General features: G+C 60.6%; 18 protein-coding genes and 1 pseudogene. 6 read left to right on the top strand and 13 right to left on the bottom strand.

Going from position 1 to position 14577, the window contains the following annotated elements; genetic code table 11:
• The first annotated feature begins 208 nt into the window (after window positions 1–208).
• Entirely contained in the window at window positions 209–1210 is a 1002-nt protein-coding gene (locus tag HFO71_RS04900) for a glycine betaine ABC transporter substrate-binding protein (protein ID WP_183594401.1), read from the top strand.
• A 20-nt stretch (window positions 1211–1230) separates the two neighbouring features.
• Complete coding sequence (locus HFO71_RS04895) at window positions 1231–1593, top strand: hypothetical protein (protein WP_206103050.1); 363 nt, start codon at window positions 1231–1233, stop codon at window positions 1591–1593.
• Between the two features lie 37 nt (window positions 1594–1630).
• On the opposite strand, the gene HFO71_RS04890 is transcribed toward HFO71_RS04895, so the two are convergent.
• Together HFO71_RS04890 and HFO71_RS04885 are read right to left on the bottom strand one after the other, a co-directional pair.
• A complete protein-coding gene (locus tag HFO71_RS04890; protein WP_003540537.1) occupies window positions 1631–1786 on the bottom strand; it encodes an entericidin domain-containing protein in 156 nt (51 codons plus the stop codon).
• Between the two features lie 185 nt (window positions 1787–1971).
• The gene (locus HFO71_RS04885) at window positions 1972–2913 is read right to left on the bottom strand and encodes a LysR family transcriptional regulator (RefSeq protein WP_221987582.1); all 942 of its coding nucleotides are present in this window, start codon (window positions 2911–2913) and stop codon (window positions 1972–1974) included.
• 73 nt (window positions 2914–2986) lie between these two features.
• Between HFO71_RS04885 and HFO71_RS36295 the strand changes: the two genes are divergently transcribed.
• On the top strand, window positions 2987–3175 hold the full coding sequence (locus tag HFO71_RS36295) for a hypothetical protein (protein ID WP_017960849.1): 189 nt from the start codon (window positions 2987–2989) through the stop codon (window positions 3173–3175).
• 110 nt (window positions 3176–3285) lie between these two features.
• Here HFO71_RS36295 and HFO71_RS04880 read toward each other — a convergent pair whose 3' ends face one another.
• Complete coding sequence (locus HFO71_RS04880; protein ID WP_020050356.1) at window positions 3286–3894, bottom strand: LysE/ArgO family amino acid transporter; 609 nt, start codon at window positions 3892–3894, stop codon at window positions 3286–3288.
• A gap of 100 nt (window positions 3895–3994) precedes the next feature.
• On the opposite strand from HFO71_RS04880, the gene HFO71_RS04875 reads away from it, so the two are divergent.
• On the top strand, window positions 3995–4888 hold the full coding sequence (locus tag HFO71_RS04875) for a LysR family transcriptional regulator ArgP (protein ID WP_077978440.1): 894 nt from the start codon (window positions 3995–3997) through the stop codon (window positions 4886–4888).
• A 48-nt stretch (window positions 4889–4936) separates the two neighbouring features.
• On the opposite strand, the pseudogene HFO71_RS04870 reads toward HFO71_RS04875, so the two are convergent.
• Together HFO71_RS04870 and greA are read right to left on the bottom strand one after the other, a co-directional pair.
• Window positions 4937–5168, bottom strand: a pseudogene (locus tag HFO71_RS04870) (hypothetical protein); the annotation flags it as partial.
• A gap of 7 nt (window positions 5169–5175) precedes the next feature.
• On the bottom strand, window positions 5176–5658 hold the full coding sequence (gene greA, locus HFO71_RS04865; RefSeq protein WP_221987581.1) for a transcription elongation factor GreA: 483 nt from the start codon (window positions 5656–5658) through the stop codon (window positions 5176–5178).
• 238 nt (window positions 5659–5896) lie between these two features.
• Here greA and HFO71_RS04860 point away from each other — a divergent pair, with 238 nt between their 5' ends.
• Window positions 5897–6616, top strand: a complete 720-nt coding sequence (locus HFO71_RS04860) for an MgtC/SapB family protein (protein WP_077978442.1) — start codon at window positions 5897–5899, stop codon at window positions 6614–6616.
• A 25-nt stretch (window positions 6617–6641) separates the two neighbouring features.
• Here the strand turns inward: HFO71_RS04860 and HFO71_RS04855 are convergent, their stop codons facing one another.
• The 8 genes from HFO71_RS04855 to HFO71_RS04820 all read right to left on the bottom strand — a co-directional run bounded on the left by HFO71_RS04855 (window position 6642) and on the right by HFO71_RS04820 (window position 12485).
• A complete protein-coding gene (locus HFO71_RS04855; protein ID WP_003564288.1) occupies window positions 6642–6827 on the bottom strand; it encodes a DUF3008 family protein in 186 nt (61 codons plus the stop codon).
• Window positions 6828–6866: 39 nt separating this feature from the next.
• On the bottom strand, window positions 6867–7076 hold the full coding sequence (locus HFO71_RS04850) for a hypervirulence associated TUDOR domain-containing protein (protein WP_131663545.1): 210 nt from the start codon (window positions 7074–7076) through the stop codon (window positions 6867–6869).
• 116 nt (window positions 7077–7192) lie between these two features.
• Entirely contained in the window at window positions 7193–7426 is a 234-nt protein-coding gene (locus tag HFO71_RS04845) for a DUF2171 domain-containing protein (protein WP_017960856.1), read from the bottom strand.
• 81 nt (window positions 7427–7507) lie between these two features.
• On the bottom strand, window positions 7508–8464 hold the full coding sequence (locus HFO71_RS04840) for a DUF2950 domain-containing protein (RefSeq protein ID WP_221987580.1): 957 nt from the start codon (window positions 8462–8464) through the stop codon (window positions 7508–7510).
• 20 nt (window positions 8465–8484) lie between these two features.
• Entirely contained in the window at window positions 8485–9852 is a 1368-nt protein-coding gene (locus tag HFO71_RS04835) for a DUF3300 domain-containing protein (RefSeq protein WP_077978445.1), read from the bottom strand.
• Window positions 9853–9944: 92 nt separating this feature from the next.
• A complete protein-coding gene (locus tag HFO71_RS04830) occupies window positions 9945–10973 on the bottom strand; it encodes a DUF2955 domain-containing protein (protein ID WP_077978446.1) in 1029 nt (342 codons plus the stop codon).
• A complete protein-coding gene (locus tag HFO71_RS04825; RefSeq protein WP_077978447.1) occupies window positions 10963–12069 on the bottom strand; it encodes an HlyD family secretion protein in 1107 nt (368 codons plus the stop codon). The genes HFO71_RS04830 and HFO71_RS04825 overlap by 11 nt, the downstream gene beginning before the upstream one ends.
• A gap of 155 nt (window positions 12070–12224) precedes the next feature.
• On the bottom strand, window positions 12225–12485 hold the full coding sequence (locus HFO71_RS04820; protein WP_077978449.1) for a hypothetical protein: 261 nt from the start codon (window positions 12483–12485) through the stop codon (window positions 12225–12227).
• Window positions 12486–12631: 146 nt separating this feature from the next.
• Here HFO71_RS04820 and HFO71_RS04815 point away from each other — a divergent pair, with 146 nt between their 5' ends.
• On the top strand, window positions 12632–14452 hold the full coding sequence (locus HFO71_RS04815; RefSeq protein WP_221987579.1) for an adenylate cyclase: 1821 nt from the start codon (window positions 12632–12634) through the stop codon (window positions 14450–14452).
• Window positions 14453–14577 lie beyond the last annotated feature (125 nt).

Below are 14577 nucleotides of genomic sequence, written 5' to 3'. Positions count from 1 at the left end.
AGTCACGCAACCATGAGCAGAAGATGGTTGATTTCTGCGAGCGAACGCGTAGGCTCCGTCATAACGCGCCATTGTTGAACATGGCCTGCCCATGAACCGGAAAGCCTGTCGCGGTATCGCCCGGCAGGCATTTTCCCTTCGGGTGCCGGAGAGATTTGTCGGTGAATTTCAGAGCCTGCTGCACGTCCGCCTAAGAAGAATTCGGGGAATGACGATGAAGACGTTTCTGATTCCGGCCGTCTTTGCCGCGGCTCTTTCTACCGTCGTGCCGGCCGAAGCCGCCGAATGTGGCAGCGTTTCGATCGCCGAAATGAAATGGGCCTCGGCAGGCATTGCGGCGAGCTTCGACAAGATCATCCTGGAAAAGGGCTACGGCTGCTCCGTTACCATCGTCGATGGCGACACCCTGCCGACCTTCGCCTCGATGAATGAGAAGGGCATCCCCGACATCGCCTCGGAATACTGGATCAATTCCGTCAGGTCCCTGCTCGATCAGGCTGTCAACACCGGCCGGCTGGTACAGGGGGCCGAAATCCTGGCCGACGGCGCCGTCGAGGGTTGGTGGATCCCGAAATTTGTCGCCGACGCCCACCCCGATATCCGCTCGGTCGAGGACGCGCTGAAACATCCCGAACTCTTCCCCGCCGAGGACGACCCGTCGAAAGGCGCAGTTTACAACTGCCCCGCCGACTGGAGCTGCCAGATATCGACCACCAACCTGTTCAAGGCGCTTGCCGCCGACAAGAAGGGCTTCGAGCTCATCGAGACCGGCAGCCCCGAACAGCTTGATGCCTCGATTGCCCGCGCCTTCGAAAACAAGGTCGGCTGGCTCGGTTATTACTGGGCGCCGACCGCCATCCTCGGCAAATATGACATGACGCGCCTGAGCTTCGGCGTCGGCCACAACAAGAATGAATGGGATCGCTGTACCGCGGTTGCCGGCTGCGTCAGGCCCGAGCTCAACTCCTACCCGGTCTCGCGCGCTTTCACCCTGATGACCAGGCCCTTCGCCAGCCGCGCCGCACCTGTCACGACCTATCTCAAGACCCGCAAATGGGACAATGCGACGATCAACCAGGTGCTCGCCTGGCAGGACGAAAACCGCGAAAGCAACGAGGATGCCGCGATCTATTTCCTTCGCAATTACGAGAGTCTGTGGACGAAATGGGTGCCGGTCGATGTAGCCGAGAAGGTCAAGGCGAGCTTATAACGGCCAAAACACGATCAAGCATGGACGATTCGATGACAGGCAATGTTCCGTTTCCAGACCGCGATACCGTTGCGGAAAAGCTCGCCGCCCTTTCGGAGACCGACAAGTCCTACCTGGCGCTGCTCATGGAAAACGCCGCCCAGGACGACAACCTGCTCGACGGCCTGCGCCGCCATCTCGATCTTGCCGCCGGATCGCGTTTCCTGAACTCGCTGAAGCTCGACAATCTAGGATTCTGGCTCGGAAGCCAGGCTCCGGACCGGTTGCAGATCCGGCTGATGGAAACGGCCCGTTCCGGCCAGCATCCCGCCTACCAGGCCTTCCGCACCGGTCTCGACCGATCCGGCGGGTTGGAAAAGGTTTACCCCCCGGTCATCCGATAGGATGATCCGGCAATCCCGGCAGGAATCTGAACCGTCGCTACTTCTTCGCGGCGCGGTCGACTGAGCGGCCAGCGTCCTGCGTCGCGTTCACGGTATTTGCCGTATCCTTTCCTATGCCGCGGATCGTGTTGCCGCAGGAGGAAAGGGCAAGAAGAACCATTAAGGCTGCGGCAATTTTGGCCGTTGTCGTCATCTCGGATATCCTTGTTTGAGATCTACCCCGAACGGCGACAAATGCCGTCCGCGCCAATAACGCGCGACAAACCAAAAGGTTCACGGGTTGGAAGGATACCAGCTAGCGCTAAGGACGCCCTATCACAACGCAATCGGCGCGTAATCCTTTCCCAAAAATCGAATCGGATCTTCGGGGACTATGCGCTAGGCGGCGACCGCCTTCGCTCTCTCGGCAAAGGCGCCGCGAATGCTGTCGGCCACCGTCTCGATCGGCCCCGATACCTGCGAGGCGGTCAGCAGGCGGATATCGAAGGCGCCGAGCTCCGGCAGCCCTTCCTGAGGCCCGAGGATCGCCATGTCCTCGTTGACATAGGACAGCGGCAACGGCGCTATGGCGAGATCGGAAAGCACGGCGGCGCGCTGCGCCATCGTGTGACCGCTGAGATAGGCGACGCGATAATGCCGCTTGTTGCGCTCGAGCTGGGAGAGTGCCTCCTGGCGCCAGATGCAGCCGTCTTCCCAGATCGAGATCGGCAGCGGATCGCGCCGATGCGCCGAACCGCACTTGGCGCCGGCCCAGACCAGCCGCTCGCGGAACACCACCTCACCGCCCGTCGGGAACGGCCGTGTCGCACAGTTGATCAAGGCCAGGTCGAGCCGCTGCTCCTCCATGCGCTTCTTCAGCCCGATGCTCATGTCGATGGTCACATCGACCATGATGCCGGGATAGCTCTCGGCGAAACTCTTCAAGATGCTCGGCAGCAGCCGTTCGCCGATATCCTCTGGCGCGCCGAGCCGCACGACGCCGCTGAGTTCCGGCATGATGAAGCGCGACACTGCCTCGTTCGACAGCGCCAGGATGTTGCGGGCATAGGACAGCAGCATCTCGCCGTGGCGCGTCAACGACACCGAGCGGGCGTCGCGCAGAAAAAGCGTCGCCCCAAGCTGTTCTTCAAGCTTCTTAATCTGCATCGATACCGCCGACGGCGTGCGGAAGACAGCCTCTGCGGCGGTCGAAAAATTGCCTGTTTCGGCGATCGCCACGAAGGTACGCAGCACTTCATTGTCAAGCAGCGGAATGGGACGGCGAAAGGGAGTGCTCATCGTCGCATCTTTCAATTTTTCTGATTTATAACCCCATATCATTTTGTTTGATTGAATGTCAATTGACCCTCATATTTCGAGTGTCGGCAGCTAAATGCAGCAAAGGAGGCCCGACATGTCTCAAACAAGCATCTGGAATATCGTACAGGCCCTTTCCGCATTCAAGTCGCAGAGGCGCAGGGATGCCAACCATGAGCATGCGCTCCGGGAGCTAAGGCGCTTTCCGCCACATCTGCTGGCAGACTGTCAGCGCGAGATGGAGTTGACCGTCCCGGAGCGCCGCGCGTGCGATGGGACGCGGTAGAGACGCTTCATCGGTTTGAACCCGCACAGGATCTGGACAGATCGATGCCGGTCCACTTGCAACGTCCGCTCGACCTGCGCCGCAGCGGCCGACCGACAGCCGAACGGCGGTCACAACCCGCCCAGCAGCTTGAACGCTATGATCCACATCGTGAAAGCGACGAGCGTTTCCAGCATGCGCCAGGACGAGGGTTTCGAGAAGATCGGCCGCAACCGCTTCGCGCCATATCCGAGCGAAAAGAAGAACAGGAAGGACCCCGTCACCGCCCCTGCCGCAAAAGAAGCCTGCTCTCCCGGATATCGTGTCGATATCGTGCCGAGCAGCACCACGGTGTCGAGATAAACATGCGGATTGAGCCAGGTGAGTGCGAGGCAGGTTGCCAGCGTCTGCCGAAAGCTCGATGGCTTGGCTTCCGCGGCCGTGAGAGCGGCGGACGACCGCAAGGCGGAATAGAGGCTTCTTGCCCCGTACCAGACCAGAAACATAGCTCCCCCGTAGCGCATGACGGGATCGAGCCAGGGCATGAACCTGGCGATTTGATGGAGGCTGGTCACGCCAAGCACGATCAGCGCGGCATCTGATACCGCGCATGCGAGGCAGACGGCGAAGACATGTTCGTTGCGCAAGCCCTGGCGGAGAATGAAGGCATTCTGCGCGCCGATGGCGACGATCAGGCTGAGGCCCATCATCAGGCCGGTTCCATAGATCGAAAAATTCATCTCTTCGGCTAACGCCCCTCATTTCGGTGAGGTTGCGCTATCGCTATTTCGAGAATTAGGCTAATTAATCTAACTTACCCAGATTAAGTGAAATTAATCCATGCTCGACTATCCCGCTCTTCGCGCCGTCGCGACCATTGTCCAGACAGGCAGCTTCGAAAGAGCTGCGACCGCCTTGAACGTGACCCCTTCGGCCATTTCGCAGCGCGTGAAGCAACTCGAAGAGCGTCTCGGCGTCGTCCTCATCGTCAGAGGCACGCCGTGCACGGCGACGGAAAAGGGAGAATGGCTGTGCCGCCATATGGAGAATGTCGGCATGCTCGAAGCAGAACTCTTCGGGCAACTGCCGGCCCTCGTCGATCCCGACGAACCACGCCAAAGGGTCACGCTTCAAATCGCGACGAACGCCGACAGCCTCGGAACATGGTTCGTCGAGGCCATGTCGAATTTTTCCAAAAGCTCTTCCTATCTGCTGAATGTCGCCGTCGACGACCAGGACCATACCGCCGAATGGCTGCAGCGCGGTCGGGTGATCGCCGCCGTCACCAGCCTGGAAAAACCGGTCCGCGGATGCCGGCGTTTTGCCCTCGGCGTTCTGCGCTACCATGCAACGGCAACCCCCGACTTCGTCACAAGCCATTTTCCGCAGGGCGTGACATCAGAGGCGATCCGCAACGCTCCGGCGCTGACATTCAATCAAAAGGATAGGCTACAGAGCAGTTGGATCAGGCGAACATTCGAACGCGATCTCGATTATCCCACCCACTGGCTGCCGTCGCCGCAGAGCTTCGTCGAGGCGAGCCTTTCAGGCATGGGATGGGGAATGAACCCGACCCAGCTGACCCGCGAGCACCTCGCATCCGGACGGCTGATCGAGCTGGTGCCCGACACGCCACTCGATGTCCCGCTCTACTGGCAGATAAATCGCCTCGCCGCCGACCGTCTGGCGGATCTGACACGCGAAGTCGTCACCGTGGCCAAGCGCCGCCTTTGATGCATCACTCAAAAATGCAGCATCATCCCGGTGACCGGGTCGCTTTTATCAGACGTAAGCCGTGCGGCTGCCGAACTCGCTGGTCTCGTCAAAATTCGTCGTGCCGATACGCTCGCTTTCGCCGGAAAGTTCTTTCGGAGCGCCACCGGCAGGCTTCGATGCAGCAGACGCCTGAGCTGCTTTCGCTCGCTTCGATCTTGGCAATCTTCGCTTCCAGCGTCGCGATGGATTTTTCGATCGTGGCCTTCTCTTGCTCGTCCTGCGTTTCCGACCGGGCTGCCCCGCCCCTATGCTATGGCGATGATCTCCAGTTCCTGGCCGCCTGTCTCGACCATATCCCCGACAGCCTTGCCCATCAGGAGCCGCGCCACCGGGGAGACATAGGAAATGGACCCGGCCTTCGGATCGGCCTCGTCCTCTCCGACAATGCGATAGGTCTGCACACGGCCATCGTCACGACGGAAAGTCACCATGCTGCCGAAGGCGACGGTATCGATTGACGTAGGGGCAGGCATGAGCTGAGCGGTGCGAAGTCTTGCGGCTAAGTAGCGAAGATCACGCAAGGGATTGGCCGTCTGCCGCCGCCGTTCGTTCACGTCTTCGATGGGGCTCGCAGCATCATAGGCCTCGCGAGCCTGCTGGAACTGCAATTCCAGAGCCTTCAATCCCGCTTCCGTGACCAAGTTCGGATGCGGCGAAATCGGACGATCGGGCAGCAGGGTTTCCGAAGCGGTTTCGAAACTCTCTTCCTTGGTGAAAGCGACGGCCAATCTCGAACTCCGTTTTAGACGCCACGCGCGGGTTGGTGGGGGATTATCCCGGGTTCGGAAGCATACACCGAGCGCCGACAAACCGCCAATCTTGCCATCTGGGCAAACCTCTACGATCCCGAGGCAAAGGGAACGTCCTGGCCGACATTGCGTTTATCTCATCCGGAGGCACTGTAGCGCAGGAGGAACGAATGCCCCGCCAGCAGCGAAGGAGCGGCAACACCGTCAGGATCAGACGATGCCTTCACTCTTGACCGACGCGATGCCGCTCACACCAAGCTGGTGGGACATCGCTGCACGGATCGTACTGACGGTGGTCGCCGGCGGCCTCATCGGTCTCGACCGCGAGCGCGGCGGTCACGCCGCAGGCTTCAGGACTACGATCCTGGTGGCGCTTGCCGCTTGCCTGGCGATGATCCAAGCCAATCTCCTTCTATCGACCTACGGAAAAACGTTCAACTTTTTCACGCAAATGGACGTGCTGCGCTTTCCCCTCGGCGTACTCACGGGCGTCGGCTTCATCGGCGGCGGAGTGATCCTGAGGCGCGGCGACACGATGACGGGCGTCACGACGGCCGCGACCATGTGGTTCATGACCGTCGTCGGCCTCTGCTTCGGCGGCGGCCAGATCGTGACGGGGACGGTGGCCACCCTGGTAGCCTTCATCGTGTTGTCGCCGATGAAGCAACTGGACACGTGGCTGCGATCCGAACGCAAGGCAACGCTCGTGATCTACTGTCCGAACTCCGGTATTCCCGATCTGTCGGATGTGCTTAGCCCTCTCGAATGCAGCGCGCTGTTCGGATCGGTGAAACGGACCGAGGACGGCCGCATCGGGGCGGCCTTCGAATTGCGCTGGCTCACGAAAGATCCAGACGCATCCGCCCGCGCAATCCTGGTCGCCGTCTCCGGGTCGCACGACGTCGCGGAATTTTCCATACAATCGACGACGACCTGAGCCGGGGGCGCCATGATTTCGCCGTCTATTTCGAGGCGTGTTCCGGTTTGCCCTTTCTCTTGGTCGAGGCAAACTCTTCGAGCTGCTTTTCGCTCATGGACTCGACCATCTGCTTCGAAGCGCCCTTAAGCTCCTTCTTCGGCGTCTCGCCGCGCTTTGCCGAGAGCGCGGCACCCGCAGCCTTTTGCTGGGCTTTCGACTTGGCCGGCATATTCGATCTCCTTGTATTTGAATAAAGTGCCCGCGATCGTCAGAGCTTCCTGAGTTCGTCGGGCTTGTGCGCGGTTCGCTTTCCCGTTTTTTCGCTTTCGACGATATACTGCGGCTCTGCCACCGTGGCCTTCACTGTGTGACCCTTGATCTTCGTCTGGCTGGTCTGCTTCCTAATCACGTTGCCCTTGGTCTTTCCCTGGCTGGTATTCCAGCTGACCTCATCGCCCCTCTTCAATTGCTTCGACACGGCGGGTTCCTTTAAAAGCATGATGCCGAAAAGTGTGAGCGGTGTTCGGACGACATCATTGCTCTAACCATCCTGTTCAAGGAGGCTGCGGCCCGCAGGCCGCAGCCGACAGGCTGTCAGTTGATGGTAGCCCATTGGCTTCGGACATCTCTGGCGTTCTTCGACAGATGGACGTGGGCATCCACGTGATCGACCCAATCGAGCGGGATCAAGTGGTGCTTGCCATCCCCCGAGTCGGTCTTCGTCAGTTTGATGCGGGTGGTGCCGTCGAGGTGATCGACCGTCCCGACATGGGTGCCGTCGGCAGCCCGAACTTCCATATGTTCACGAATCTGATCTGCGGAAATCATCGTTTCCTCCTTTGCATCATTGCCAGATACGAAGCGGCAACGAGGTGGAGCGGACTTGGTTCCAAACATCCGCGACCGTGTTCAATCAACAGTCACGTCCCAATCGTCACCTGGGTTGAAGGTCCTGACGCCGGCAGCTATTTTTTCAGTCTCCCGGCCGAGATCGGCCTGGTAGACCGTACCGTTCGCGTTGACTGCGAATGTGTGTACGCCGGTTTCGCCATATCGGATCGGCCACGCGATAAGGGCAAATCCTGCGATCATATTGCCGTTGATCACATAATCGAACTCTCCACCCGCGATATTCGGCCCCTGGCCGTCGATGATCCTGTAGCGATAACCGTAATAGCCCTCGCCGGCCTTGGCCTTATCAAGCGCCGCATTGTCCTCGAGAGCATTGCCCGCCGGGCTATCTCCCTCGCCCAGATCAGGCGACCAATAGAGACCGTCAGTCTTGCCGTCGCTGCTGATCAGTTTCTGGGCATATTCCAGGACGCCGTCATCATCGTGGTCGGCGGAAGAATATTCCTTTTGGGCATCGACATAGGCCTTCATCGTGTCGATGGTCTGCAATTCGTTCTCGCCGACGCGACGATTGATGATCTCCTCGAACCCGGCATAGGTATCGAAACCCCATTTGCCATCGTCGTCCTTCATGATCGGAAATGGCAGAGGCCATAATTTGTCGCCGATCTCGATGATCTTGCGGCCATCGACGTCGTTGACGACGACCTTCTTCTTCGTGCCGTCCCGGATCTGCGCGTAGGTGTCCATCACGCCTTCGCCTGCCTTCGCTTTCGCTGCATCAATACCCAGCAGCGCCGTAAACTTGTCGAAGTCGTCGGCCGCCAAGGCCGCCTTGAAAGCGTCGACGGCCTGTTCCGCCGTCTCGAATACGGGCGGATCGCTCTGCGAAGCGAAACCCGAGATGACGGTCGCATCGGATGGCTCTGCTGCAGATGCCGGAACCGGATTGGTGGCGAGAGCCGCAAAAGCGAACACCGAACCCAGAAGCATGTTTCTGACTGACTTGGTCATGACTTTCCTCCTTCTTCCGGTTATCGACGACGGCCGCCACCACCACCGCCGCGGCGGATTTCTCCACCACTGCCGCCGCGATTGCCGCCGGCCATGGCCTGTCTGCCGCGGTTGGACTGCATCTCAGCGCGCCTGCCGCTGTCGACCTGACCGAGGGCCGGCGGCTTTCTCGGCCGGTTGTCGACCCTGGCCGCGGGCTTCGGCTTTGCGACCGGGCGTTTGGCGTTGACCCCGGGCCTTGCGTTTTCGGCAGCCCTGTTCGGCGTCCTTGCCTCGGGCCTTCGGTTCTGCGCAGCCTGCGCGCCCTTCCCGCCCCCAGAAGCCACTCCCGTATTGCCTGCCTTGTTGCGCGCAGCATTGACCCTGTCCGCATCGATCTTGCTCTTGCGGACATCATTGACGCTGACTTTGCCTGGCTGGTCGCGGACCGTGTTCGCACGGTCATTGCCTCTTGCTCCGACCCTGTTGTTGCCGTTCGCCTCGATACTGGTCCGGAAGGAGCTGCGGTCGATCTTGTTGAACTGCGCGCTGTCGAAACCGATCTTGCTGCGGTCGACCTTCTTCCAGTCGACGTCGTTGATATTCACTTTTCCGTTGATGTTGTTGAAGCAGTTGTTGCAGTCGATATCAACATTGCCGTTCCAGCGCCCGCCCCATACACCCCAGCGGTTCCAGTCGACGGCAGCCGCCCACACTGCTCCCGTCACCACGCCGGCAAAAAAGGTGGCGGTCGGATAGTAGTAGTTCGGATACGGCTCTGAATAGTAGCCGATAGGCTCGGCCACATAGTTCGGTTCATACAGCATCTCCGGCGCATACTGCGGAACGTAGATCTTGTCGGGACTGGCGGAGACGATCACGACGTTGTCGTTCTCCTGGCTGACCTTGATTTTGTCGTCGGTCTTGATGATGCCGTCGGCGACCGCTTTGTCGCGCAGTTGCTGTATGGCGATCAGAACGTCCTTCTGCTGGTAGGAGAGCGCCTCTCCGAGAGACTGCGTCCAGTCCAGGTCGTCGCTCATCATCGTGACGATCTGGGGATAGTTCAGCAGCGATACGATGCTGCCGTCCCACGTCGTCTTCGGCTTGAGCTCGGGCTGCTTCTTCAAGGTTTCGAGAAACCGGGCTGCTTCCACGACCTGCAGCGGATAGAGCGACGCCGATGTGACGAGCGCGACCAGTTCGTCCGGATAAAGTGCAATCCGCGCCACCAGGATTTCGAGTTCGTCCTCGCTCAGCGGCGCCGGCGCGTCGTCTTCCGCCGCGACGGGGCTGGAAGCGGCAGGCTCCTGGGCGGCGGCGGTCGGCATCGGATGTGGCCAAAACGGGAACCCTACAAAAGGCAGGAACAGTCCCGTGGCGAGTAACAGTGCATGAGGTCTAGCCATCTCAAATCCTCCTTGCGGTCAGACATGGTGTGTAGGCTGCCGGCTTTAGTATATTCGCATATACTTACATTCATTCCAGTGGCGAGGAAATGTCATGCCGATATCCTCTTTGTTTCTCTCGTCCGCGGCCACAGGATGACGGCAAACAGCAGCGCGTAGATCAAGGCTGCTGCGACATAGACGATGCGGGTGGCGAAGGATTCTGCAGCACTCCCCGGCAGAGGCGAGACCCCGAGGCCGAACAGGATCAGGAATGTCGTCAGGGCGCCGGCAAAAACCGGTGCTTCCTTCGAGCGGACAGCCGCGCGCCCTCCGATGAAGAGGACGACGACGAGAACGATGAGGAAGATCGAGAAAAGATTGGGGCGCAGCGATAGCGCGGCATAGGCAATGGAGGCGAGCACGCCGCCGAAGAGATTGACGAGCACGAGCCCGATCGCCGCTCGTGCGCTCGCGGCAACGTCGAGCTGCCCCAGCAGCGACGCCACGGTGATCGGAATGACCACCGCAACGGTCAGGTTGTCGCTCGTCAGGCAGATCACGACGGAGCCCAGAAGGATGACCGTGTTTGCCAGCGCCCGACCCAAGGCCAGCGGCCGCTCGTCGGTCGGCGTTGCCTCGACATTCCGGGAGAACGGCTCGGGAAAGACAGCATGAGCGAGCCACATCAGAACCGTGCCCGACAACACCGCGACAACAAGGATGGATAGGATGGAATTGGCGAGCTCCCTGTTCAGGATGCCGAGCAGAGGCACGATGATCGAAACGACGAGCACGAGAAAGACCGCCGCTCCTCCCTTTCCCGTCGACTGTGCGGCGAAGCACACGAAATAGGTCAGCCCCAGGATCAGCAGAAATGGCGCCGGACGGTCGCCGAGCACGTTTGTCAGAACCATCATTGCCGTCCCCGCGATCAGGACGACCATGGCCGCGCCGATTGTCTTCGCAAGCGGCATGGGTCGTGAACTCCCAAGCAAAAACTGAGCGGCAAAGAGCGGGCCGAGGAAAGGCACGATGGCCCCGGCATAGACCGCGAACGTGAAGCCGATGGAGACTGCGAATGCGACCCGCAGTCCCTTGCGTTTCTGTTCCTCGACGAAGAGGTCCCTATCAGCTGACATAGGTCAGCACCGACATGATGCGGATCCAGAGCGAGCCCCAGGCATTGGTGACCGGGTTGTCGCCGGTGTAGATGACGACGGTCGCCTGCGAGCCATAGCGCACGCCGCCCTTCGGCCTCTGCGCCTCCTCGATGATGAGCCGGACCGGAAAGCGCTGTGCCTCCTGGACCCAGCCGCTGTCGTTTCGGATCGTCGGCAATCCGGTGCTCGGGTCCGTGCTGCCTTGCGATACGCCAAACCCGACGCTCTCGACCGTTGCCGGAAACAGCCGGCCGGGAAGCGCGTCGAAAAGAATCTCCGCTTTGTTGCCGACGGCCACCTTCTCCAGGCTGTTTTCCTTAAATGCCGCATTGATCCAGATGGTGCCGGCGTCGATGAAGGTCATCGCTGGCTGGCCGGCCGAGACCACCTTGCCGATGGTGAGCTGCAGGTTGGTGACCACACCGGCAGAGGGGGCGCGTACCGTCGTCCGCACCAGATCGAGTTGTGCCTTCTCTAGTCCGGCAAGGGCGGCACGCAGTTGCGGATTGTCGTTGCCGGCCGGGCCGAGCTGCTCTTTCGCCTTGGCAAGGTCGGCCTGCGCCCCGGAGACGGAGGCTTCCGCCTGGTCATAGGCCGACTTGGCCGCATCGAACCGGGCCCTGGAAAAGACGCCGCGTTTCACGAGCTCGGTTGCCCGGGCAAACTGGTCGCGCAGATTGTCTCTGTCGGCCTGCACCTGAACGAGCTTGGCCTGTGCGGCGTCGACGGTCGCAGTCGATGCCCCGATCGACTGGCCGACGCTCGCGAGCGCTGCTTCGGCTTCGTTGACGGCGAGCTCATAACGCTCGGGATCGATACGAAAAAGAACCTGATCGGCCTCGACCCGCGAATTGTCGGTGACGCCGACTTCGATGACCCGACCGGTGACTTCGGGGGCGATGCCGACGATATAGGCTTGGACCTGAGCCTGCGAGGTCGATGGCGTGCGCCGCTCCATGAAGATGGAGAGGACGAACAGGACGAGCGCCAGGAGGAGAACGATGAGTGCTATCCTGCGGAGTGGATTCCGAGGCGTTGGGGAAATGGCAGGCTCGTCCAAGTCTTCGGAAACCACGGCAATATCCTTCGGAGGCGTTTCGTTTCGTGGAAGCGCAAATTTCAGCGCCGGACATTTGTCGCGATGGTCGTTACCGAGCGATGGAACGCAAGTAGGTAACCGTAACATACGCTACGCCTGGCGATGGTTTGCCAGCGGCCTGGTCGCGCGTATCAGCGAGCGGGTGGCGGCACCGAGGCGTGGTCGAGCGCGCCTTCTATCTCCTTGGAAAGTTCTGCGATCAGTTCCCGGTATTCGACGACGCGCTCGTTCCGCTTCGGATCGGTCGAGACATTCCATTTCTCCAGTTCCGATTGGGCGTCGGCAAAGTCCCTGCAGATTTCCCGGAAGTCCTCGTTGCGGGCAGAGAGATCGTCGATCGCCCTGATCCTCGCTGGAAACTGCCGACGGACTGCGGTCACGCCTTCGTCCATGGTCCACTCCTTACCGGCATTCGAGACGTCGCCACTGCAACGTGTGCCTGATCCCGATCTTCATGGACGACGATCGGTTCGTGGAGTATGTTACCGTAACATACGGTCTGGCAGTGATGTGACTCCACGGGGGATTGGGGACAGACATGCAGACATCGATACCAGCAGAGGGGTCTGCTGCATCCATTTCTTCAAGGCCGGCGCCTCAAGCCGACGATATCAGCGAGCAACTGGAACGTGTCGTCTCCAGCCCTGAATTTCCAGGCGTCGGTCGCGCGGCAGCGTTTCTCCGCTATGTCGTCTCGGAAACTCTCGAGGGTCGGGGCAACCGGATCAAAGCCTATTCGATCGCGATCGAGGTGTTCGGCCGGGATCCCGGCTTCACCCAGGACGACCCGGTGGTCAGGATCGAGGCCGGACGGCTGCGGCGGTCGCTCGAGCGCTATTACCTCGTTGCCGGGCAGGATGACCCGGTCAGGATCGACATCCCCAAGGGCGGATATGTTCCAACCTTCGCCTGGTCCTGCCCGGCGTCAGTCGACATTGGAGACGAAGACGCTGGCGAAACATCACCCTTTGAGGTTCGCCCCGGACGCTGGTGGCGCGCAAGGCGGGTCTTGTTGCCGGGTGCTGCCGCGCTCGCTGCAGTGGCTATTTCGCTCTATTGGATCGGGGAGCGGTCTCCCGCTCCGTCGCTCGAACGCGTTGCAAGCCTGTCCCCCGATCGGCCGGCCCTCGTCGTGGCCCCGTTTGCCAATCTCGGCGAAGGGCCGGAGGCACAGCTCTACACAGCTGGCCTGACTGAGGAGCTGATGACCATCCTGCCACGGTTCAAGGAGATCAAGGTCTTCGGCCGCGAAACGTCCAAGTCCCTCCCAGCGGATGTGGGCGCATCGGAGATCCGGGCTGAATTCGGCGCACGTTATCTCCTTGCCGGCGGGGTACGCATGTCGGGCAAGCGCCTTCGTGTAACCGCGAGGCTGCTCGATACGTCGGACGGCGAAATCCTCTGGTCGGAGAACTATGACAATGATCTCGCATCGGGAGACCTGTTTGCGATCCAGACGGATGTCGCCAGAAAGGTCGCGACCGCCATCGCCCAGCCCTACGGGGTCATGGCACAGGTCGACGCCGCCAGTCCGCCCCCGGATGACCTCGGTGCGTATGAGTGCACTTTGCGCTTCTATGCCTATCGTTCCGAACTGAGCGCCGAAGCGCATGCGCGCGTCCGGGATTGCCTCGAGGCCGCGCTCGCGCGGTTTCCGAACTACGCGACCGCTTGGGCAATGCTGTCGATCGTCTATCTCGACGAGGACCGGTACAAGTTCAATCCGACACCAGACCAGCATACAGCCATACAGCGTGCACTCGATGCCGCCAGGCGCGCAACGCAGATCGATCCGAACAATACACGCGGACTTCAAGCACTGATGACGGCGCTGTTCTTTGACAGGCAGCTCGCTGAATCACTGCGTGTGGGCGAGCAGGCGCTCGCCACCAATCCCAATGACACCGAACTGATGGGCGAGTTCGGAACCCGGCTTGCGATCGCTGGCCAGTGGCAACGTGGAGCAACCCTGCTGGACCAGGCCATCGCGCTTAATCCAGGCAGCGGCGGCTTCTACCACGGAACACGAGCCCTGGCCGCCTACATGCTCCGCGACAACCAGACCGCCGTGCTGGAGATCAGACAGGCGAACATGCAGAAGTTCCCTCTCTTCCATGTTGTCGCCGCCGTCATCTACGCAGAGGCTGGCATGATGGACGACGCGCGCCGGGAAGGACAGGTGTTCGTCAGCATGCGACCTGACTTCCTGCCGAACATTGTAACGGAACTCGCAATGCGCAACATGCAGCCCGAAGATCGCGATCGTCTGATCGAAGGACTTCGCAAGGCGGGGATGACAGTGCCCGATCCCGATGCAATCGCGTCGACCGCCGCCACCTCGGACCTGCAACCCCGCTGATACTGTCTTCCCGACCGTAACATACCCGATCATACGGGCACGCCATCTCGTCTTCGCATAGTCTGGCCTCAGTGCTGACTTCGACCGCCGCGGCGTGCGGCGTCGAGGCCCGTACCAATTTGACA

Origin of the sequence: Rhizobium laguerreae (genome assembly GCF_019778565.1) — a bacterium.
GTDB lineage: Bacteria > Pseudomonadota > Alphaproteobacteria > Rhizobiales > Rhizobiaceae > Rhizobium > Rhizobium laguerreae.
Note: the sequence above shows the minus strand (reverse complement) of the source record. Positions and strands in the feature narration are given on the sequence as shown.

Bases quoted from the DNA above. Each gene is read 5' to 3' on its own strand.
- HFO71_RS04900 (WP_183594401.1), top strand. From the start codon at position 209: ATGACGATGAAGACGTTTCTGATTCCGGCCGTCTTTGCCGCGGCTCTT.
- HFO71_RS04895 (WP_206103050.1), top strand. From the start codon at position 1,231: ATGGACGATTCGATGACAGGCAATGTTCCGTTTCCAGACCGCGATACC.
- HFO71_RS04890 (WP_003540537.1), bottom strand. From the start codon at position 1,786: ATGACGACAACGGCCAAAATTGCCGCAGCCTTAATGGTTCTTCTTGCC.
- HFO71_RS04885 (WP_221987582.1), bottom strand. From the start codon at position 2,913: ATGATATGGGGTTATAAATCAGAAAAATTGAAAGATGCGACGATGAGC.
- HFO71_RS36295 (WP_017960849.1), top strand. From the start codon at position 2,987: ATGTCTCAAACAAGCATCTGGAATATCGTACAGGCCCTTTCCGCATTC.
- HFO71_RS04880 (WP_020050356.1), bottom strand. From the start codon at position 3,894: ATGAATTTTTCGATCTATGGAACCGGCCTGATGATGGGCCTCAGCCTG.
- HFO71_RS04875 (WP_077978440.1), top strand. From the start codon at position 3,995: ATGCTCGACTATCCCGCTCTTCGCGCCGTCGCGACCATTGTCCAGACA.
- HFO71_RS04860 (WP_077978442.1), top strand. From the start codon at position 5,897: ATGCCTTCACTCTTGACCGACGCGATGCCGCTCACACCAAGCTGGTGG.
- HFO71_RS04855 (WP_003564288.1), bottom strand. From the start codon at position 6,827: ATGCCGGCCAAGTCGAAAGCCCAGCAAAAGGCTGCGGGTGCCGCGCTC.
- HFO71_RS04845 (WP_017960856.1), bottom strand. From the start codon at position 7,426: ATGATTTCCGCAGATCAGATTCGTGAACATATGGAAGTTCGGGCTGCC.
- HFO71_RS04840 (WP_221987580.1), bottom strand. From the start codon at position 8,464: ATGACCAAGTCAGTCAGAAACATGCTTCTGGGTTCGGTGTTCGCTTTT.
- HFO71_RS04835 (WP_077978445.1), bottom strand. From the start codon at position 9,852: ATGGCTAGACCTCATGCACTGTTACTCGCCACGGGACTGTTCCTGCCT.
- HFO71_RS04830 (WP_077978446.1), bottom strand. From the start codon at position 10,973: ATGTCAGCTGATAGGGACCTCTTCGTCGAGGAACAGAAACGCAAGGGA.
- HFO71_RS04820 (WP_077978449.1), bottom strand. From the start codon at position 12,485: ATGGACGAAGGCGTGACCGCAGTCCGTCGGCAGTTTCCAGCGAGGATC.
- HFO71_RS04815 (WP_221987579.1), top strand. From the start codon at position 12,632: ATGCAGACATCGATACCAGCAGAGGGGTCTGCTGCATCCATTTCTTCA.